Source organism: Streptococcus lishijunsis (genome assembly GCF_047290665.1).
GTDB lineage: Bacteria > Bacillota > Bacilli > Lactobacillales > Streptococcaceae > Streptococcus.
Genome location: NZ_JBLBUC010000024.1, coordinates 1 through 19,927, shown reverse-complemented (window position 1 = coordinate 19,927; position 19,927 = coordinate 1). Strand labels below are relative to the sequence as shown.

Sequence of the window (19,927 nt, the reverse complement as noted above, 5' to 3'; positions counted from 1 at the left end):
GAAACAAAGGAAAAACTTTGATTCGGTCTTTTTTCGTAGCAAAAACAGAATAAATTGAGTTCTCTTGATATCAAATTTGACTTGAATTTAGATCATTCTCAAAAATTGCGACACATACTTCACTGTCGATAGCCTTTTTAGAAACTTTAAGTTATAATAAAGAAAAGAAGAGGAGATTGTGATGACACTTATTGATGGAAAAGCGCTAGCTATTGAGATGCAAGAAGAACTTGCTGAAAAAGTAGCTCAGATGAAAGTAAGCTACGGTGTGGTCCCTGGTTTAGCAGTGATTTTAGTTGGTGACAATCCTGCCAGCCAAGTATATGTCAGAAATAAGGAGCGAGCTGCTCAAAAAGCAGGCTTTAAAAGTGAGACTGTCAGAGTCCCAGCTCGTATTAGTGAGCCTGAATTGCTTGCTTTGATTCAGCGCTATAACGATGATGATACTATCCATGGTATCTTGGTTCAACTACCATTACCAGAGCATATCAATGACAAAAAAATTATTATGGCCATTGACCCCAATAAAGATGTAGATGGCTTTCACCCTATCAATACTGGTCATCTCTGGAGTGGGCGTCCTTTGATGGTACCTTGCACGCCTGCTGGTATTATGGAGATGTTAGAGCGTTATGATGTGACTCTTGAGGGCAAGCGAGCGGTTATTATTGGTCGTAGCAACATTGTCGGAAAGCCTATGGCGCAGTTGCTACTTGATAAGCATGCGACAGTGACCTTGGCGCATTCACGTACCAAAGATTTAGCTGAGATCGCAAAAGGTGCTGATATTTTGATTGTAGCGATTGGACAAGGGCATTTTGTGACCAAGGACTTTGTTAAAAAAGGAGCTGTGGTCATTGATGTTGGGATGAATCGAGATGACAATGGTAAGCTGATTGGTGATGTTTTATTTGATGAGGTTGTCAATCAAGCTAGCTTTATCACGCCTGTTCCAGGAGGAGTTGGTCCGATGACGATTACCATGCTCTTAGAACAAACCTACCAAGCAGCACTAAGACATCTTGCGCAAGTTTAGCGAGGTTTGTCATCAAGTTAATAGTTAAAGAGAATCTGTTTTGGCAGATTCTTTTTGTGATTAGCTCACTAGCCTAAATTTTGGTATAATGGATAAGACTATACCGTTTTTAGAAGGATAAGGAAAAGCGTATGTCAGACTATTTGTCGGTCAGCTCACTGACCAAATATTTGAAGTTGAAATTTACAAAAGATCCTTATTTAGAGAGGGTCTATCTGACAGGGCAGGTATCTAACTTTCGCCCGAGACCGACTCACCAGTATTTTTCACTAAAAGATGAAAATGCTGTGATTCAAGCAACGATGTGGGCGGCTCAGTATCGTCAGTTGGGTTTTGAGTTAGAAGAAGGGATGAAAATCAATGTCGTAGGTCGCCTCTCTCTTTATGAGCCTCGTGGTAGTTACACTTTTATCATTGAAAAGGCAGAGCCTGATGGTGTTGGTGCTCTCGCTCTACAGTTTGAGCAATTGAAAAAGAAGCTGACTCAAGCTGGATATTTTGACGATAAGCATAAGCAAGCATTGCCACGATTTCCTAAAAAAATAGGCGTGGTGACTAGTCAAAGTGGTGCTGTGATTCGTGATATTATCACGACAGTGTCGAGGCGCTTTTCTGGGGTTGGTATCTTACTTTTTCCAACTAAGGTCCAAGGAGAAGGCAGTGCCAGTGAGATTGCTGAGAGGATTCGTGAGGCAAATCTTAGAGACGACCTAGACCTGTTGATTATTGGTCGTGGGGGCGGCTCGATTGAGGAGCTCTGGGCCTTTAATGAAGAAAGTGTTGTCGAGGCTATTTTTGAATCTCGTCTGCCTGTTATCTCAAGTGTCGGACATGAGACCGATACGACTTTGGCGGATTTTGTTGCTGACAAGCGTGCGGCAACACCTACGGCTGCGGCAGAACTTGCCACTCCTGTCACTAAGGCTGATCTGCTGGCTTTGATTGTTGAGCGTAGAGAGCGCTTGGCTAAGGCTTTGATGATCATTATCAGACAAAAGCAAGAAGAGTTGAGGCGGCTTCGTAGTACAGTCATTTTTAGGCAACCAGATCGTCTTTATGATGGCTATGTGCAAAAAGTAGATAATCTTAAGTTTAGCTTGGCTCATCATATGCAGCAAACTTACCAAGAAGCTAAAAAGCGTTATCAATGGTTGCATAAGAGCTTATTAGCTTTAGACTTAAAAGGAGATATCCAAAGAGATACAGCTCGTATAGCGCAGCTAAAGCGTTTGTTGCTATCTACGATGACTAGTCAATATGATAGCAAATTAGCACGATTTGATAAGGCACAGCATGCCTTGTTATCGCTCGATACATCACGTATTGTGGCGCGTGGCTATGCTTTGGTTAGAAAAGATGAGACACTTATTTCAAGCATACAGATGACTCAAAAAGGTGATAGACTTGAGATTGAGATGAAAGATGGACAATTAGAAGTAGAGGTAGTAGATGTCAAAGACAAACACATTTGAAGATAATTTACAGGCTTTAGAAGCGATTGTGACTAAGCTTGAAACAGGCGATGTTGCGCTGGAAGAGGCGCTTAGTGAGTTTCAAAAAGGAATGGCTTTATCAAAGGAATTAGAGCAGACGCTGGTTGCAGCCGAAAAAACCTTGGTTAAGGTAATGCAAGCAGACGCAACAGAGCTAGAAATGGACGTGTGATGGATAAGGTTGAGCGTATCAATCAAGCAATTGATAACTATTATAAGCAAGAAAGAGCTGTGTCAGAACAGTTGCTAGAGGCTATTTTCTACTCGATTAACGCTGGTGGTAAGCGTATTCGTCCGCTCTTTTTGCTGGATCTTTTAGAGGATTTTGGAACTTGTCTGAATCAAGGGCATTACGATGTCGCTGCTGCACTTGAGATGATTCATACAGGCAGTTTAATTCATGATGATTTACCTGCTATGGATGATGATGATTACCGCAGAGGTCGTCTGACCAGTCATAAGCAATTTGATGAAGCGACAGCTATTTTGGCGGGTGATAGTTTGTTTTTAGATCCTTTTGGACTTTTGGCACAAGCAGAGCTGGTAGATAGACATAAGCTGGCTTTGATTGGGCGTTTGTCAAAAGCTTCAGGTAGTTTTGGGATGGTGGCTGGACAGGTGTTGGACATGGCTGGGCAAGAAAAAGACTTGTCTTTAGTTGAGCTAGAGACGATTCATCGTAACAAAACAGGGCAATTGCTAGCTTATCCTTTTTGGGCAGCAGGGATTTTACTAGATTTATCACAGCCTGTTTTAAGTTTATTAGAGTCTATGGGATATTTGATTGGGCTAGCTTTTCAGGTGCGTGATGATATCTTGGATGTGACGGCAGATTTTGAAACCTTAGGCAAAACCCCTCAAAAAGATCTGATAGCTGAAAAATCGACCTATCCACGATTACTAGGATTAGAAGCGTCATACGGCAAATTAGCAGATTGTCTTAATCAAGCACTGGAGCATTGTAAGGCTATTGAAGAGAAGGAAGCAGTGGTGTTACATCAAACAAGACAGTGGATAGAGAGGTTACGATTAGATGCCTAAAGAAAGAGTGGATGTTCTAGCCTATAAACAAGGGCTTTTTGAGACAAGAGAACAAGCCAAGCGTGGTGTTATGGCTGGCTGGGTTGTGTCTGTTATCAACGGTCAGCGCTTTGATAAGCCTGGTGAGAAAATCGCAGATGATACTGAGCTTAAGCTAAAGGGTGAGAAGTTGAAGTATGTTAGTAGAGGCGGCTTGAAGTTAGAAAAAGCTTTAGAGGTGTTTGGCATTTCAGTTGCCAATGATGTGGTTTTAGATATCGGAGCCTCTACAGGTGGATTTACAGATGTTATGCTACAAAATGGTGCTAAATCCGTCTATGCTGTTGATGTTGGGACCAATCAGTTAGTCTGGAAATTAAGGCAAGATAGCCGTGTGATCAGTATGGAGCAGTACAATTTTCGCTATGCAGACCTTGCTGATTTTAGGCAAGGAAAGCCTGTTTTTGCCTCTATTGATGTGAGCTTTATCTCTTTGAGTCTGATATTACCTGCCTTGTATCAGATTTTAGAAGATCAGGGAGAAGTTGTTGCGCTCATCAAACCGCAGTTTGAAGCTGGTCGTACACAAATCGGTAAAAAAGGAATCATCAAAGATAAAGTTGTTCATAAGGAGACTATTTGGAAGGTGATCTCAGCTGCTGAAGAATTGGGTTATAGTGTGTTGGGATTGGATTTTTCCCCTATTCAAGGCGGTCATGGTAATATCGAATTTTTACTATATCTCAAAAAATCCTCGCAGTCTAGCGTATTAGATGAGCATAGGATTCAAGATGTCATTGATAGAGCGCATGAGGAGTTTAAAAAAACATGAAAAAACGAGAACGTCTAGCTCTCATTAAAGAGTTGGTTCAGCAAGAAGAGATTGAGACGCAACAAGAGTTGATTGCTTTGTTAGAGGATAGAGGAGAGTACCTGACGCAAGCAACGATTTCACGAGATATCAATGAAATCGGTCTGATAAAACGACCTAGCTCTTCTGGTCGTTATATCTATACCTTGGCTAAGAAAAAAAGTAAGGCACAAAAAGCAGATGTGCCTAGTGATTGGCAGACACCGATTTTACAGATGTCAAAAGCCATAGAACAGCCTGTCTTTTTAGCAGTTGATGTAGTTCCAGGCAATAGCCGTATCTTAAAGAAACGTCTTAAAGAAACACTAGCAGAGGAGTTGCTGGCTGTTTTGGTAGATGATGATACTGTCTTGGTTATGACTAAGGATCAAGACAGCGCCAATCGTGTAAAAGAGTGTTTAAACCAATGGAGACTAAATGATAAGCTCTAGAAAGAGGCTATTATGTTATTAGAGATGTCCATCAAAAATTTTGCTATCATCGAGGAGATCTCCTTGACTTTTGATAATGGGATGACGGTTTTGACGGGGGAGACAGGAGCAGGAAAGTCAATCATTATTGATGCCATGAATATGATGTTGGGCGCTAGAGCCAGTACAGAAGTGATTCGTCATGGTGCCAAAAAAGCAGAAATTGAAGGCTTTTTTTCACTAGATGATAACCCTAGTCTGACTCAGCTCTTAAAGGAGCAAGGAATTGCCATCTCAGATGAGTTAATTATTAGGCGTGATATTTTTCAAAATGGCCGTAGCGTTAGCCGTATCAATGGACAGATGGTCAATGTGGGAACGCTACGTGCAGTAGGGCAGCACTTAGTGGATATTCATGGGCAGCATGACCAAGAAGAGTTGATGCGCCCGCAACGCCACATTGCCATGTTGGATGCTTTTGGAGACGAAGCCTTTTGGGCAGTAAAAAATGAGTACAGTCAGACCTTTGAGGCCTATCGCCGCTTGAGAAAGCGTGTCCTTGATAAGCAAAAAAATGAAAAAGAACATAAAGCGCGTATTGAGATGCTAGCCTTTCAGCTCTCAGAGATTGAAGGAGCTCATTTGCGAGCTGGTGAGGAAGAAAAGCTCAAGAAAGAGCGTGATAAATTACTCAATCATAAACACATCGCAGATACACTGACCAATGTTTATGAGTTGTTAGACAATGAAGAGTTTTCAAGCTTATCAAATGTCCGATCAGCTATGAATGATATGATGTCACTAGAAGATTTTGATAGTGACTATAAGGACTTATCAACTAATCTAGCAGAAGCTTACTATATGCTAGAAGATGTGGCCAAGCGCTTAGGAGACTTGGTTGACCATTTGGACTTTGATGCAGGACGCTTGCAAGAAATTGAGGCACGTCTTGATGTGATTTATGCGATTACTCGTAAATATGGCGGCAGTGTTGCTGATGTTTTAGAGTATTTTGATAATAGCCAAAAAGAGTACACTCTCCTTACTGGAAATGACCTCTCTAGCGATGATATAGAGAGCGAGCTTAAGCAGCTCGAGCGACAATTGGTCAGCTCAGCTAAGCTCTTAAGTGAGAAAAGGCATAGCCTAGCTAGCATGTTGGAGCAAGAAATCAAACAAGAGTTGACGGAGCTTTACATGGAGAAAGCAGATTTTCAGGTCACATTTACCAAAGGAAAATTCAATAAAGATGGCAATGAAGTGGTTGAATTCTATATTTCGACTAACCCTGGTGAAGGATTTAAACCCTTGGTTAAAGTAGCCTCAGGAGGAGAATTATCTCGCTTGATGCTGGCTATTAAGTCTGCTTTTTCACGTAAGGAAGATAAGACTAGTATCGTTTTTGATGAAGTTGATACGGGTGTTTCAGGACGTGTAGCACAGGCGATTGCTAGCAAAATCCACAAAATTGGTAGTCACGGTCAAGTGCTTGCTATTTCACACTTACCTCAGGTGATTGCTATTGCGGATTATCAATTCTTTATTGAAAAAATGTCAGACCAACACTCAACAGTTTCAACAGTACGATTATTAGAACCTGATGAGCGTATTGAAGAAATTGCTAAGATGTTGGCAGGAAGCAATGTCACAACAGCCGCTCGCATTCAGGCTAAGGAATTGCTAGGCATGAAAACTTAATGTAAAAGAGCCAGCTTTTTACCTTTTTAGGATTACTGATTTGTGTAAAATTTGGTATAATAGAGTGGAGAAATTTAAATAGACAGGAAAAGATTATGGCAAATATTAAAATTGTAACGGATTCATCCCTTACAATCGAGTCAGAGCTTGTAAGAGATCTTGATATCACTGTCGTCCCCTTATCAGTGATGGTAGATGGGGTCGTCTATTCTGACAATGACTTAAAAGAAGAAGGTAAGTTTTTAAATCTTATGCGTGAAAGCAAAGACTTGCCAAAGACTAGCCAACCCCCTGTTGGAGTATTTGCAGAAGTGTATGAGAGATTGTATGCTCAAGGAGCCACTCATATCATCTCTATTCACATGTCTCATACCTTGTCAGGTACCATTGAGGCAGCTCGTCAAGGAGCCAATCTAGCAGGAGTTGATGTGACGGTGATTGACTCAACCTTTACAGACCAATGCCAAAAGTTTCAGGTTGTTGAGGCGGCTAAACTGGCTCAAGAAGGAGCAGACTTAGAGACGATTGTAGCACGTATCAATGAAGTACGTGAAAAATCGGATTTATTTATGGGTGTCTCAACCCTAGAGAATCTGGTAAAAGGTGGTCGTATTGGTCGTGTGACAGGTATGTTGACCTCATTGTTAAACATTCGTGTTATTTTGCAAATGAAAAATCATGAGCTTATCCCTATTGTTAAGGGACGTGGGGCGAAGGCCTTTACAAAATGGTTAGACGGCTTTATCGAACAAGCCAAAGAACGTCCAGTCGCAGAAATAGGTATTTCTTATTGTGGTAGTGCTGATATGGCAAATGCCTTTAAGGAAAAACTATCCGTTTTAGGGGCACCTATTTCTGTCTTAGAGACTGGCTCTATCATTCAGACCCACACAGGTGAAAATGCCTTTGCCGTTATGGTGCGTTATGATTAAAAAATCAACAATATCAGGACTTGCTTTCTTTTTAGTGAGTCTTCTTTTGTCCTTTATCTGCTTTTCTTATCTCATCCCCAAATCAGATCCTCAGCTGACAAAGGACGACTTTTTAAAAGCCTCTCATCAAAAGCTCAACTATGTGGCTATTGGTGATTCTCTAACACAAGGTGTCGGAGATACGACACATCAAGGTGGCTTTGTCCCTTTAGTGTCGCAAGCTTTGGAGAGTCGCTATGATTATCGTGTCACATCAGCTAATTTTGGTGTGTCAGGAAATACCAGTACACAAATCTTAAAGCGTATGCAAAATCAAGAAGCTATTCGTTCTGCTTTGACAAAGGCAAATCTGATGACCTTGAGCGTTGGTGGCAACGACGTTATGGCCGTTATTAAAAAGAATTTGGCTAACTTGACCTTAGAAGCGTTTAGCAAGGCACAAAAAGAGTATCAAAAACACTTAGCCAGTATTATTGATACGGCTAGAGCTGACAATAGTGACTTGCCGATTTATGTCATTGGGATTTACAATCCTTTTTATCTTAATTTTCCTGATATGACGAAAATGCAGGATGTTATCGACCAGTGGAATCAAGCGACCGAGGAAGTCTGTGATGATTATAGAGATGTTTATTTTGTCCCTGTCAATGAAGCCCTTTATAAAGGCATTGATGGCAAAGAAGGTGTGAGTCAAGAGACGCAGGAGAGCTCATCGGTGATAAATGATGCATTGTTTGAAGGGGACCATTTTCACCCTAATAATATCGGTTATCAAATCATGTCAGATCAAGTAATGGAGAAAATCAGTGAAACAAAAGCGTCTTGGAAAACAAACTAATTGGTGGAAGTGGGGATTTTTATGCCTTTTAGCTATCAATATTAGTTTTGTGGCTGTTTTAGGTAGCCGTATTGTTGAAAAGCGTGAACCAATCAGTCAAAACACATCCCAAAATAAGGTAAAAAGTGTCAAGGTTGGGACTTTTACGACTCATAAAGAGGAGTTAAACGCTACGATTGCAGCTTTTTTAAGTGAGTATCAACGTGATGATTTTAGCTATAAGATTTATGCAGCATCATCTTCTATACTCTTTGAAGGGTCTTATAATCTGTTAGGCTACGCCGTTCCGCTTTATATCTACTTGGATCCTGTGAGGTTGTCAAGCGGTGCTGTCGAGCTTAGAGTGAGCTCTTTTTCGGTTGGGACACTCTCACTACCTAAAAAAGAAGTCTTAGAATATATCAAATCTAGCTATCATTTACCTGATTTTGTGGTTATTAACCCTAAGAAAGCAGTGATTGATATCAATGTGCAACATCTCAAAAATGATGCTGGTATCTATCTTAAAGCTAGTAGTATTGACCTTGTGAATGATAATTTTACCTTTGATATTTTCAAGAAAAATAGCTCTGAAAAGCGTTAATAACTTGACGTAAAGGCGCTTTTTAGATATGATAAGAAGTGTTAAAGCGAAAGCTTATAAAATAATTGGAGGATTTGTTAACATGGCTAACAAACAAGATTTGATTGCAAAAGTAGCAGAAGCTACAGAATTAACTAAAAAGGATGCAGCAGTTGCCGTTGACGCTGTTTTTGCAGCAGTGACAGAATTGCTCTCAGAAGGTGAAAAAGTTCAATTGATCGGTTTTGGTAACTTTGAAGTGCGCGAACGTGCAGCACGTAAAGGTCGCAACCCACAAACTGGTAAAGAAATCAAAATTGCAGCCTCAAAAGTACCAGCTTTCAAAGCAGGTAAAGCCCTTAAAGACGCTGTTAAATAAGTCATCAAAAAGCCCTATTATCAAGCTTATAGCTCGTAAGGGCTTTTTATGTTGCTTAATATGGTGTTAGATAGTCGTCTCTTACTGTAAACGTTAATCGGATGTGATGATGTAGGTATTTCATTTTGATAGTTTCATGGTATAATGAAAAGAAAAGGAGGGACTAATGCGCTTAGATAAATATTTAGCTAGTTGTGGATTGGGCTCACGGACGGTTGTTAAACAGTTGCTAAAAAAGAAACAGATTACAGTGAATGATGAGTGTATTACGAGTGCCAAACACCAAGTCAATCCTGAGATTGATACGGTTAAGCATCAAGGGATTTCCTTGATTTACCAAGAGTTTGTTTACTATATGCTCAATAAGCCTGCTGGTCTTCTTTCTGCGACAGAGGATAAACAGCAAAAGACAGTGTTAGATTTGATTGAGTCAAAAGATAAGCATCACTCCCTTTTTCCAGTGGGGAGATTAGATAAGGATACGACGGGGCTTTTGTTGCTGACGAATAACGGTCAGCTAGCACACGCCATGTTATCGCCTAAAAAGCATGTTGATAAAGTCTATCAAGCAAGCGTATCAGGTATTATGACAGATGAGGATGTGAGAGATTTTGCTTCGGGGATGACCTTGTCGGATTTTACCGCTAAACCAGCTTCTTTGAGGATTTTACAGGTGGATGAAGATCAGAATGAGTGCTTAGTTGAGATTACCCTCTCAGAAGGAAAGTTTCATCAAGTCAAGCGCATGGTGGCTGCTTGTGCTAAAGAAGTGATCAGCTTGAAGCGTGTTGGTATGGGACCTCTAGTGCTTGACAACTCCTTATCTGAAGGTGCTTATCGTCCTTTAAAAGCAGAAGAGTTGGAGAGCTTAGCTGCTTTTGGGGTAGGTCTTTAGTTTTTCATTGCGAAACCTGCTAATTCATGGTAATATAATAAGGAGAATCATAGAAGAGGTGAGCTGATGGCATTTGGAGAAAATGGCCCACGTAAAAAAACACCATTTGAAAAATTAACCTTGGTTGTCGTTATCTTGATGATCATTGTAACAATTGGTGGTTTGTTGTTTTCAGCTTTTGCTGGAATAACAGGAATGTAAGTCAAAAGCGCTGTTTCAGCGTTTTTTTAAACTAAAAAGAAATAGGTAAGAAGATGAGTATGTTTTTAGATACAGCCAAGATTAGTGTTAAAGCTGGTCGTGGTGGTGATGGTATGGTTGCCTTTCGCCGTGAAAAGTATGTCCCTAATGGAGGCCCTTGGGGCGGTGATGGCGGACGTGGAGGCTCTGTTATCTTTAAAGTCGATGAAGGTCTTAGAACGCTGATGGATTTCCGCTACAATCGTCATTTTAAAGCTAAGGCTGGCGAAAAAGGAATGACAAAGGGTATGCACGGTCGAGGGGCCCAAGATTTGATTGTGCCAGTACCTCCTGGAACGACAGTGCGTGATGCGTTGACCAAAAAGGTGATTACAGACCTTGTTGAGCAAGATCAAGAGTTTGTCATCGCTCATGGTGGACGTGGCGGACGTGGGAATATCCGCTTTGCGACTCCTCGTAATCCTGCTCCAGAAATCGCAGAAAACGGAGAGCCTGGCGAAGAGCGTGAATTAGAGCTCGAATTAAAGATTTTAGCTGATGTGGGCTTGGTTGGTTTTCCATCAGTTGGTAAATCAACCTTGCTCAGCGTAGTCTCAGCTGCAAAACCTAAAATCGGAGCTTACCACTTTACCACAATCGTCCCTAATTTGGGAATGGTTAGGACAAAGTCTGGAGAAAGTTTTGCCATGGCAGATCTGCCAGGTTTGATTGAGGGGGCGAGCCAAGGTGTTGGTTTAGGGACTCAGTTTTTACGTCATATTGAGCGTACACGTGTTATTTTGCATGTGATTGATATGTCTGCCTCAGAAGGACGTGATCCTTATGAGGATTATCTGGCTATCAATAAAGAGCTAGAATCTTACAATCTACGCTTGATGGAGCGCCCTCAAATCATCGTCGCCAACAAGATGGATATGCCTGACGCAGAAGACAATCTAGCTATCTTCAAGGAAAAACTAGCGGCTAACTATGATGAATTTGATGAGTTACCAATGATTTTTCCGATTTCTAGTTTGGCACATCAAGGCTTGGAAAATCTATTAGAAGCGACAGCAGAATTATTAGATGTCACAGAGGAGTTTCTTCTTTACGATACTGATGATATGGAAGCAGAAGAAGCCTACTATGGCTTTAATGAGGACGAACGTCCATTTGTTATTTCACGTGACGATGATGCCGCTTGGGTCCTATCAGGTGAGAAGTTAGAAAAACTCTTTGTCATGACCAATATGGAACGTGATGAATCTATTATGAAATTTGCTCGACAATTGCGCGGTATGGGTGTTGATGAGGCACTACGTGAACGTGGAGCCAAAGATGGCGATATCGTGCGTATTGGCAATTTTGAGTTTGAATTTGTAGATTGATACAAGGAGGTAGTCTAAATGGGAGATAAACCCATCTCATTTAAGGATGATAAGGGGCACTTTGTGTCGGCTGCTGACATTTGGACAGAAGAAAAGCTAGAGGCCCTATTTAATGAACTTAATCCAAATCGACAATTGCGATTACAAAGAGAAGCAAAGTCTTAAACCATAATAAAAAGCGTAACGAAGTCGTTACGCTTTTTAATCTATAGCTATTTCTGTTTTAAGTTGTCCTTATTTGGACGACGATAGTGTTTTACAAGACGAACTAGGCTGTTGCCGATGATAAAAATCGTATTTTTAATAACAGTCGGAGTGTACAATATTACTTGGTAGCTAGTGAAAAAGGAAATAATAAGTACGACCAAAGCTCCTAAGTAGTAGAAGATAGATTGGTTTAGTAGCCCTTGAAATAAGAGCCAAAAGGTTAAAAAGATACTAATCACGGTAGTGCCTAGCACAAGTAGGTAAGAAAGGCTAGAGCGCCAAAAATGATGATAAGGCGTCTTGCTTTTATTGACCTTGACTAAAATGCGCTCATCTAGTCTATCTAAAAAAACAGAAACAATATTATGCATAAGTTTATCATACCAAAGTTTCAATGATTTAGCAATTGATATGACTTTGACTTGACCAAAAAGAAAACACCCCCAAAAGTTGGACGTCAAATCTAACTTTTGGGGGTGAAAGATAGTATTAGCGTGTTTTAGATTAAGCGTTTAAGACTTTATCTAGAAAATCACGTAATCGTGGGTGTTTTGGATGATCAAAGATTTCCTCAGGTGTTCCATCTTCGATAAATTCTCCACCATCTGTGAAGATGACACGATTAGCTACTTTGCGGGCAAAGCCCATCTCATGTGTGACAATCAACATGGTCATACCTTGTTCAGCAAGGTCACGCATAACCTCAAGAACATCTCCGACCATCTCAGGGTCAAGTGCTGATGTAGGCTCGTCAAAGAGCATAATATCAGGATTCATGGCAAGACTACGCGCAATAGCAACACGTTGCTTTTGTCCACCAGATAGGCTATCTGGCTTAGCATCACGCTTGTCAGCGAGACCGACCTTTTCTAAGAGATCCATACCGATTTGTTCAGCTTCTTCTTTGTTATACTTTCCTAGCTCAATAGGGGCAAAGGTGATATTGTCTAGTACAGACATGTGAGGAAACAAGTTGAAGTGTTGAAAAACCATGCCGATATTTTCACGTGCCTTATCAAGATTGGTCTTAGGGTCTGATAATTCATAGCCATCAACCGTCACCTTACCACTTGTAATGGTTTCTAAGAGGTTTAGAGTACGTAAGAAAGTGGATTTTCCAGAACCAGATGGTCCGATAATACAGACCACATCGCCCTCGTAAAACTTTGCATCAATTCCTTTTAACACTTCATTTTGCCCATAAGACTTGTGCAAATCTTGGACATCAATTTTTAAATCTGCCATTAGTTAAGCCTCTTTTCTAAGCGTTTTGCTAAGCGGGTCAATAAGGTAATCATTACCAAATACATGATTGCTAAAATTGCATAGACACGAAATGACTGGTAGTTACGTGCGATGATGATTTTACCTGTTTGGAAGAGTTCGACAAGCCCAATAGCAGATACGATAGTGGTATCTTTTAGTGAGATGACAAACTGGTTGATAAAGTTTGGTAACATTAAGCGTACAGCTTGTGGTAGGATGACCTTGCGCATGGTTTTACCATAAGAAATCCCTAAGCTACGGCTAGCTTCCATCTGTCCTTTTGGCACGGCCTCAATCCCCCCACGGACAATCTCAGCGATGTAGGCCCCTGCGTTAAGTGACAGAGCGATAGTAGCTGCGACAAAGTCATTGATAGGGCTTTGTTTGCCAGTGACTTGCTCGATGAGGTTAGGAATGCCCCAGAAGATGAATGCAGCGACAATCATCAATGGAATACCACGGACAACATCGACAAAGATAGCAGAGATGGCACGAAGGACTTTATTTGGTGCGACACTCATCATCCCAAAGAGGATACCAATCACCATAGCAATGGCAAAAGAAATCAAAGTGAGGCTGATAGTTGTCCACAATCCTTGTAAGAGTTGTTTGTAGTTATTGGAAATTAAACCACCAATAGTTGACTCATCAATGCTAGAATTGGTTGCTGATGAGGTGTTGGTTGTCATGTATTTTTTAACTAACTTGTCATACTCACCACTTTCTTTAAGAGCAGCTAGACCGTTGTTAAACATCTCAATCAATTCAGGATTAGTTCCTTTTTTGACAGCAAATCCGACATCACCAGAAGCTTCACCTGCAATAGGTGTCTCAAAGCTGCGGCCTTGCTTGATAGCGTAAGCCAGAACAGCCTCATCATCCATAAGAGCGTCGATAGAGCCTGAGTTAAGGCTATCATACATAGATGATGCTTCATCAAAGGCACGTAATTCAAAGCCATACTTGCTAGCATTTTCTTCTAGCCATGTAAAGGAAGCCGTTCCGTTTTTAGCACCGACTGTCTTATCTTTTAAATCGTCGTAAGCTTTGATGTTAGATCCAGATTTTACAGCTAAGATAATATTGGCAGTATAGTAAGGATCTGAGAAATCAAAGACATCTTTTCTAGGGTCTGTAATGGTCATACCCGCAATAACACCATCAGCTTGTCCTGATTGGACGGCATTGAGTGCTGCGTCAAACCCAGGGTTACTAATATCGATAGTAAAGCCTTGTTGGTCAGCGATTTTTTGGATGAGTTCCATGTCAAAGCCGACATATTTATTGTCACCATTTTGGTAAACAAATGGTGCAAAGGAAGAATCTGATACAATTTTGTAAGACGCTTTTTGTGGGGTTGCTTTAGCATTAGCATCTCCAGTAGCTGAAGCACTTGTCTTAGTAGCATCTGATCCTAGCCATTTGTTCATGATTTGCTGATAAGTCCCATCAGCTTTCATCTCAGCAAGAGCCGTATTAAAATCATCGATGAGATATTCGTATTGGCTACCTTTTTTAACACCAAAAGCAAAGCTTCCAACAGATTCGCCATCCATGTTGATAGCATAGTCTTTACCTTGGTTGATAGCGTATTGGACGACTGGCTCATCATCCATAGCAGCATCAATAGCACCAGAGTCTAGACTGTTGTTCATCAAATCGCCTGTATCAAAGGTTTTGATGGTATAGCCATACTTGTCTTTGTTATCCTCAAGAAATGACTGAGCAGCTGTTCCATTTTTGACACCGACTGTTTTGCCTTTGAGCTGACTATATTTTGAGATATCGTCATTGCTACGTGTGTATAAGACAATAGAAGTGTCATAGTAGGTATCTGAAAATGTAAATACTTTTTCTCTGGCTTCAGTGACCGTAGTACCGGCCATAAGTGCATCAGCTTGTCCAGCTTGAACGGCATTGACCGCAGCATCAAAGCCAGGGAAAGTCATTTTGTAATCCCAATTAGCACGTTTGGCGACTTCTTCTATGATATCTACATCGATTCCCTTGTAGATTTGGTCACTGTCCTTAAATTCAAATGGTGCGTAGGCGGTGTCAGACACGATGTTAATCGTATCAGCGCTGACTTTCGCGCCAAAAACCATGAATACAGACATCAGGGCAATACACATTGCCTTAAGTGTTTTCTTCATGTGAGTCTCCTTCTAAAAAATCAAATAGAATCGTGAAAATTCTAAAGTATGCATTCTATTTTAGCAAAATATAGTGAACAAGTCAATTTTAGTCAATTATTGGTGTTAGGTTTTCTGACATAACCATGTAAAATTCACTAAGCCAACTCTCCCATCTTGGCTAAGAATATGGTACAATAATAGGAAAGAAAGAGGAAGACTATGATAGATAGAACAGAAGATAAGGTATTTCAATTAGTTTCAAAATATGAACCATCAGGTGATCAACCTCAAGCTATCGAGACCTTGGTGGACAATATCGAAGGTGGTGAAAAAGCGCAGATCTTAAAAGGGGCTACTGGTACAGGAAAGACTTATACCATGAGTCAGGTCATCGCTAAGGTCAATAAGCCAACGCTAGTCATTGCACACAATAAGACATTAGCAGGTCAACTTTACGGTGAGTTTAAGGAGTTTTTCCCTAACAACGCGGTTGAGTATTTTGTATCTTACTATGATTTTTATCAGCCTGAGGCTTATGTCCCATCTAGTGATACTTATATCGAAAAAGATAGCTCTGTTAATGACGAGATTGATAAATTGCGCCATTCAGCAACGTCAGCTCTACTAGAGCGTAATGATGTTATCGTCGTTGCTTCAGTGTCTTGTATCTATGGTTTGGGTTCGCCAAAGGAATATGCTGATAGTGCTATTAGTCTTAGACCCATGCAGGAAATCTCACGAGATAAGCTGCTTAATGATCTGGTTGATATTCAGTTTGAGCGTAATGACATTGATTTTCAACGTGGGCGTTTTCGCGTGCGAGGTGACGTCGTTGAGCTCTTTCCAGCTAGTCGTGATGAGCATGCCTTTCGTATCGAGTTTTTCGGAGACGAGATAGACAGAATTCGTGAGATTGAGCCCTTGACAGGACGTGTCATTGCAGATGTTGAGCATTTGGTTGTCTTTCCAGCTACACACTTTATGACCAATGATGAGCACTTGGAAGTAGCTATTGCCAACATTCAGGAGGAAATGGAAGAGCAAGTAGCGCAGTTTGAGCAAGAAGGAAAGCTTATCGAGGCGCAGCGCATTCGTCAGCGTACAGAATATGACATTGAGATGTTACGTGAGATGGGCTATACCAATGGTGTTGAAAATTACTCACGTCATATGGATGGGCGTAGTGAAGGGGAGCCTCCTTATACCTTGTTAGATTTTTTCCCTGATGATTTTTTGATTATGATCGATGAGAGTCACATGACGATGGGGCAGATCAAAGGAATGTATAATGGTGACCGCTCGCGTAAGGAAATGCTGGTTAATTATGGTTTTAGACTGCCGAGTGCTTTGGATAATCGTCCGTTGCGTCGTGAGGAGTTTGAAAGTCATGTTCATCAGATTGTCTATGTGTCAGCGACACCAGGGGATTATGAGCTGGAAGAGACAGATACCATTGTTGAGCAAATCATTCGTCCGACAGGTCTTTTAGATCCTGAGGTAGAGGTAAGACCAACCATGGGACAGATGGATGATTTGCTAGGAGAAATCAATAGCCGTGTCGATAAAGGTGAGCGTACGTTTATTACAACGCTGACTAAAAAGATGGCAGAGGATTTGACGGATTATCTCAAGGAAATGGGTATTAAGGTCAAGTATATGCACTCAGATATTAAAACCTTGGAGCGTACCGAGATTATCAGGGACTTGCGTCTAGGTGTTTTTGATGTCCTCATCGGTATCAACCTTCTACGTGAGGGTATTGATGTTCCTGAGGTGAGTTTAGTGGCTATCTTAGATGCGGACAAAGAAGGCTTTTTACGTAATGAACGTGGGCTTATCCAGACCATCGGGCGTGCTGCCAGAAATAGCAATGGTCATGTTATTATGTATGCTGATAAGGTGACCGAATCCATGCAAAAAGCGATGGATGAAACGGCAAGACGTCGTGCCATTCAGATGGCTTATAATGAAGAGCATGGTATTGTGCCACAGACGATTAAAAAAGAAATTCGTGACTTGATTGCTATTAGCAATAAAGCAGATGATACTCAAGTGGCTGAAAAGCTTGATGTATCGACCATGAGTAAGGCAGAGCGCCAAAAGACTATCAAGACATTAGAAGGACAAATGCAAGAAGCTGCTGAACTCCTTGACTTTGAGCTGGCAGCGCAGTTGCGTGATATGATTTTAGAGTTAAAAGCGATGGATTGACAAGATGACAGTAGTTCTGTCATCTTTTTTGAGCCAAGCAACATACTTGTTTTTCTAAATTAAAAAGATTATAATAAAGCCATATTGAAAAAGGAGAAAATACATGAAAGAAATGCCAAAAGAGTTGCAAGCTTTTGGCGTGGAACCATCTAGTAGTGAGTATGACAACCTTCGCTCTTCTTGTGGGCAAGAAGGACATCCAGCAGTGATTTTCACCCCAAGTACCAATGAGCAAGTCGCAGCTGTTTTAGCTTATGTCAATGCGTTGCGACAAGACGGAGATGAGTGTGCTTTTTCAGTGATGAGCGGTGGCCACGGTATCACCAAGGCCTCAACCAATCAAGAGGCATCGTTCTTAATCTCTCTAAGATGTCAGATATTACTATTTTAGATGAGGAGAAAGCCTTGGTTCGTGTAGGAGCTGGTTGCCGTTGGGGACAAGTGGCTCAGATCTTAGCCCCACATGATTGGATTATTACTAGTGGTAATTTTGGTGATGTTGGTGTCGGCGGTTTGACCGTTGCTGGTGGTATTGGTTATTTTACAAAAACATATGGCTTGACGATTAACCGTTTGGTGTCAGCGACGGTTGTTTGTCCAGATGGGAAGATTTACCAAGTGAGTGAAGATAATCACAGTGATTTATTCTGGGCTATTCGTGGCGGTATGACACAAGTGGGTCTTGTGACTGAGTATGTCTTTAAGGCACAGCCTATGGCATCCAAGACCAATGATGCTAGTGTTGGTTATTTGGAGATAGATTATCAAGCGACTGATTTGTCTGACTTTTTAGACAAATGGAGCCAATTAGCCAAAGAAGCGCCAGATTATGTGGCTAGTTTTTTGAGTATTAGCCAACTACCAGAAGGGACTTACTTTGTCCATGCTGATAATGTTTGCTCCCTTAGTAATGAGGAGATAGTAGAGGCATCTTTTGCACCATTTTACCAACTGGATCCTGTCGTCAAAGAGCATAAAATCATCACCTCTTATGCCAATGTCATTCCGTTTCCAAAGGATGTTCATGATGGTAGTCAACCAATCAATGTCCAAAATGCCTTAGTAGATACGTGGTCAAAAGAGATTAAGTATGCCGTCATAGAAACTGTCAATCATCCATCTGTTATGGCCCTTGAATTGCGTACTATTGGTGGGCAGATGAATAAGGTTGAACCTCATGCTACGGCCTTTTCAAATCGCCATCAAGAGTATTTTATGGCGGCATGGTTGATGCAAGATGACAGCTTAGAAGCACTTAGAGCTGTGGCGACAGGTTGTTATGGTGGTTATTCGTCTGTTTTAGATGATTGGGTTGTCCAAAAAGCATGGGATGATGAAGCACGACAAGGCCTTCTTGACCTTGCTAAGCAATATGACCCACACCATGTCTTTAACACAGGCTTACAAGTCCCTAGAACATAAAAAAGCACCTAGTTTGATAAATGATATACTCCCCTTATAGTGGACAGTGAAAAAACAAAAATTCACTAGAAGCTATGAGGGGAGTTTTCGTATGTCCAAAAGAAGTCCAAAATCAGTTGAAGAAAAACTAGAGGTGGTTCAACTTTATCTGAATAATGGGAAGTCCATAGGTTCTCTATCTAGAAAGTATGAAGTTGATCGCTCAACGGTTAGAGAATGGATCCGCAAGTATAAACAAGACGGCATTGATGGTCTAATAGAAAGTCGAACCTGGAAGAAATACAGTCAAGAACTCAAGGAACAAGCTGTTCTAGACTATCTCAATGGACTAGGTAGTTTAGATGCTATTATTGAAAAGTACCATATTTCTTCAAATTATGTTCTCAGAAGCTGGATAAAACGGTATACTAGTGGTAAGGAGTTAAAAGCTACTAGTAAAGGAAGGTCACAGATGAAACAAGGACGCAAGACCACATTTAAAGAACGGGTGGAGATTGTTAACTTCACAATCGCTCACGAGAAAGACTATCAAGCAGCGATGGAGAAGTATGGTGTTTCCTACCAGCAGGTCTACTCTTGGGTAAGGAAGTTTGAAAAAGGTGGGAGTCAAGGCTTAGAAGACCGCCGAGGAAAAGGCCTAGAAACGAAGCCCAATCTCACACCAGAAGAAGAATTACAACTGAAAATCAAACAGTTAGAAGAGCGGAATCGTCTCCTTGAAATGGAGGTTGGTCTTCTAAAAAAGTTAGACGAGATTCAGCGTCGCAAGAGGAGGTAAGGCTAGGTCGCTACCTGAATCAGTTTCAAGCTATCAAAGATTACTCAGACGCGTATGATGACACTTCTATTATCTACCTATGCCGGCTCCTAAAGGTTTCTCGGTCTGGTTATTATAAGTGGCTCCATCACGATGAAACGGTTTCTGAGAGAACCAATCGAGAATTGATGATAACCATTCAGGAGCTTCACGCCAAACACAAAGGT

The 19,927-nt window shown here is 41.1% G+C and carries 21 protein-coding genes and 1 pseudogene; 19 read left to right on the top strand and 3 right to left on the bottom strand.

All coding sequences use genetic code 11. The features are described from left to right. Positions 1-178: 178 nt before the first annotated feature. The 15 genes from ACLN19_RS08060 to ACLN19_RS07990 all read left to right on the top strand — a co-directional run bounded on the left by ACLN19_RS08060 (position 179) and on the right by ACLN19_RS07990 (position 11,867). Positions 179-1,036, top strand: coding sequence for a bifunctional methylenetetrahydrofolate dehydrogenase/methenyltetrahydrofolate cyclohydrolase (locus ACLN19_RS08060; RefSeq protein WP_413385160.1), 858 nt, complete (start codon positions 179-181; stop codon positions 1,034-1,036). Positions 1,037-1,167: 131 nt separating this feature from the next. Further along, complete coding sequence (xseA, locus tag ACLN19_RS08055; RefSeq protein ID WP_413385158.1) at positions 1,168-2,508, top strand: exodeoxyribonuclease VII large subunit; 1,341 nt, start codon at positions 1,168-1,170, stop codon at positions 2,506-2,508. Then, positions 2,486-2,701 carry an exodeoxyribonuclease VII small subunit gene (locus tag ACLN19_RS08050; RefSeq protein WP_413385156.1) on the top strand — a complete coding sequence of 72 codons (216 nt, stop codon included), beginning with the start codon at positions 2,486-2,488 and terminating at the stop codon, positions 2,699-2,701. Before xseA ends, ACLN19_RS08050 begins: the two co-directional genes overlap by 23 nt. Then, the gene (locus ACLN19_RS08045; protein ID WP_413385154.1) at positions 2,701-3,570 is read left to right on the top strand and encodes a polyprenyl synthetase family protein; all 870 of its coding nucleotides are present in this window, start codon (positions 2,701-2,703) and stop codon (positions 3,568-3,570) included. The genes ACLN19_RS08050 and ACLN19_RS08045 overlap by 1 nt, the downstream gene beginning before the upstream one ends. Continuing rightward, the gene (locus ACLN19_RS08040) at positions 3,563-4,381 is read left to right on the top strand and encodes a TlyA family RNA methyltransferase (protein ID WP_413385152.1); all 819 of its coding nucleotides are present in this window, start codon (positions 3,563-3,565) and stop codon (positions 4,379-4,381) included. Before ACLN19_RS08045 ends, ACLN19_RS08040 begins: the two co-directional genes overlap by 8 nt. Further along, complete coding sequence (locus ACLN19_RS08035; protein WP_413385150.1) at positions 4,378-4,851, top strand: arginine repressor; 474 nt, start codon at positions 4,378-4,380, stop codon at positions 4,849-4,851. The genes ACLN19_RS08040 and ACLN19_RS08035 overlap by 4 nt, the downstream gene beginning before the upstream one ends. A gap of 12 nt (positions 4,852-4,863) precedes the next feature. After that, entirely contained in the window at positions 4,864-6,528 is a 1,665-nt protein-coding gene (gene recN / locus ACLN19_RS08030) for a DNA repair protein RecN (RefSeq protein ID WP_413385148.1), read from the top strand. 95 nt (positions 6,529-6,623) lie between these two features. Then, the gene (locus ACLN19_RS08025; RefSeq protein ID WP_413385146.1) at positions 6,624-7,460 is read left to right on the top strand and encodes a DegV family protein; all 837 of its coding nucleotides are present in this window, start codon (positions 6,624-6,626) and stop codon (positions 7,458-7,460) included. Continuing rightward, entirely contained in the window at positions 7,453-8,298 is an 846-nt protein-coding gene (locus ACLN19_RS08020) for an SGNH/GDSL hydrolase family protein (RefSeq protein WP_413385144.1), read from the top strand. The genes ACLN19_RS08025 and ACLN19_RS08020 overlap by 8 nt, the downstream gene beginning before the upstream one ends. Continuing rightward, a complete protein-coding gene (locus ACLN19_RS08015; RefSeq protein ID WP_413385141.1) occupies positions 8,267-8,881 on the top strand; it encodes a YpmS family protein in 615 nt (204 codons plus the stop codon). Before ACLN19_RS08020 ends, ACLN19_RS08015 begins: the two co-directional genes overlap by 32 nt. Before the next feature lie 82 nt (positions 8,882-8,963). After that, positions 8,964-9,239 carry an HU family DNA-binding protein gene (locus ACLN19_RS08010; protein WP_413385139.1) on the top strand — a complete coding sequence of 92 codons (276 nt, stop codon included), beginning with the start codon at positions 8,964-8,966 and terminating at the stop codon, positions 9,237-9,239. Between the two features lie 166 nt (positions 9,240-9,405). Then, positions 9,406-10,134 (top strand): pseudouridine synthase, encoded by a 729-nt coding sequence (locus tag ACLN19_RS08005; RefSeq protein ID WP_413385137.1) that lies wholly within the window; start codon positions 9,406-9,408, stop codon positions 10,132-10,134. Between the two features lie 66 nt (positions 10,135-10,200). Then, positions 10,201-10,335 (top strand): DUF4044 domain-containing protein, encoded by a 135-nt coding sequence (locus tag ACLN19_RS08000; protein ID WP_413385135.1) that lies wholly within the window; start codon positions 10,201-10,203, stop codon positions 10,333-10,335. A 53-nt stretch (positions 10,336-10,388) separates the two neighbouring features. Continuing rightward, positions 10,389-11,702, top strand: a complete 1,314-nt coding sequence (gene obgE, locus ACLN19_RS07995; RefSeq protein ID WP_413385133.1) for a GTPase ObgE — start codon at positions 10,389-10,391, stop codon at positions 11,700-11,702. 18 nt (positions 11,703-11,720) lie between these two features. Next, complete coding sequence (locus ACLN19_RS07990) at positions 11,721-11,867, top strand: hypothetical protein (RefSeq protein WP_413385132.1); 147 nt, start codon at positions 11,721-11,723, stop codon at positions 11,865-11,867. A 47-nt stretch (positions 11,868-11,914) separates the two neighbouring features. On the opposite strand, the gene ACLN19_RS07985 is transcribed toward ACLN19_RS07990, so the two are convergent. The 3 genes from ACLN19_RS07985 to ACLN19_RS07975 all read right to left on the bottom strand — a co-directional run bounded on the left by ACLN19_RS07985 (position 11,915) and on the right by ACLN19_RS07975 (position 15,328). Continuing rightward, positions 11,915-12,280, bottom strand: coding sequence for a hypothetical protein (locus tag ACLN19_RS07985; protein WP_413385130.1), 366 nt, complete (start codon positions 12,278-12,280; stop codon positions 11,915-11,917). Positions 12,281-12,413: 133 nt separating this feature from the next. Further along, positions 12,414-13,154, bottom strand: a complete 741-nt coding sequence (locus ACLN19_RS07980; protein WP_413385128.1) for an amino acid ABC transporter ATP-binding protein — start codon at positions 13,152-13,154, stop codon at positions 12,414-12,416. Beyond that, entirely contained in the window at positions 13,154-15,328 is a 2,175-nt protein-coding gene (locus tag ACLN19_RS07975; protein WP_413385126.1) for an ABC transporter substrate-binding protein/permease, read from the bottom strand. Before ACLN19_RS07975 ends, ACLN19_RS07980 begins: the two co-directional genes overlap by 1 nt. Positions 15,329-15,529: 201 nt before the next feature. Between ACLN19_RS07975 and uvrB the strand changes: the two genes are divergently transcribed. The 4 genes and pseudogenes from uvrB to ACLN19_RS07955 all read left to right on the top strand — a co-directional run. Then, on the top strand, positions 15,530-17,521 hold the full coding sequence (gene uvrB / locus ACLN19_RS07970; RefSeq protein ID WP_413385124.1) for an excinuclease ABC subunit UvrB: 1,992 nt from the start codon (positions 15,530-15,532) through the stop codon (positions 17,519-17,521). A gap of 103 nt (positions 17,522-17,624) precedes the next feature. Further along, positions 17,625-17,912: a hypothetical protein gene (locus ACLN19_RS07965; RefSeq protein ID WP_413385122.1), complete on the top strand. Its 288-nt coding sequence runs from the start codon at positions 17,625-17,627 to the stop codon at positions 17,910-17,912. Then, on the top strand, positions 17,891-18,943 hold the full coding sequence (locus ACLN19_RS07960; protein ID WP_413385120.1) for an FAD-binding oxidoreductase: 1,053 nt from the start codon (positions 17,891-17,893) through the stop codon (positions 18,941-18,943). Before ACLN19_RS07965 ends, ACLN19_RS07960 begins: the two co-directional genes overlap by 22 nt. Before the next feature lie 91 nt (positions 18,944-19,034). Next, positions 19,035-19,927, top strand: a pseudogene (locus ACLN19_RS07955) (transposase); the annotation flags it as partial.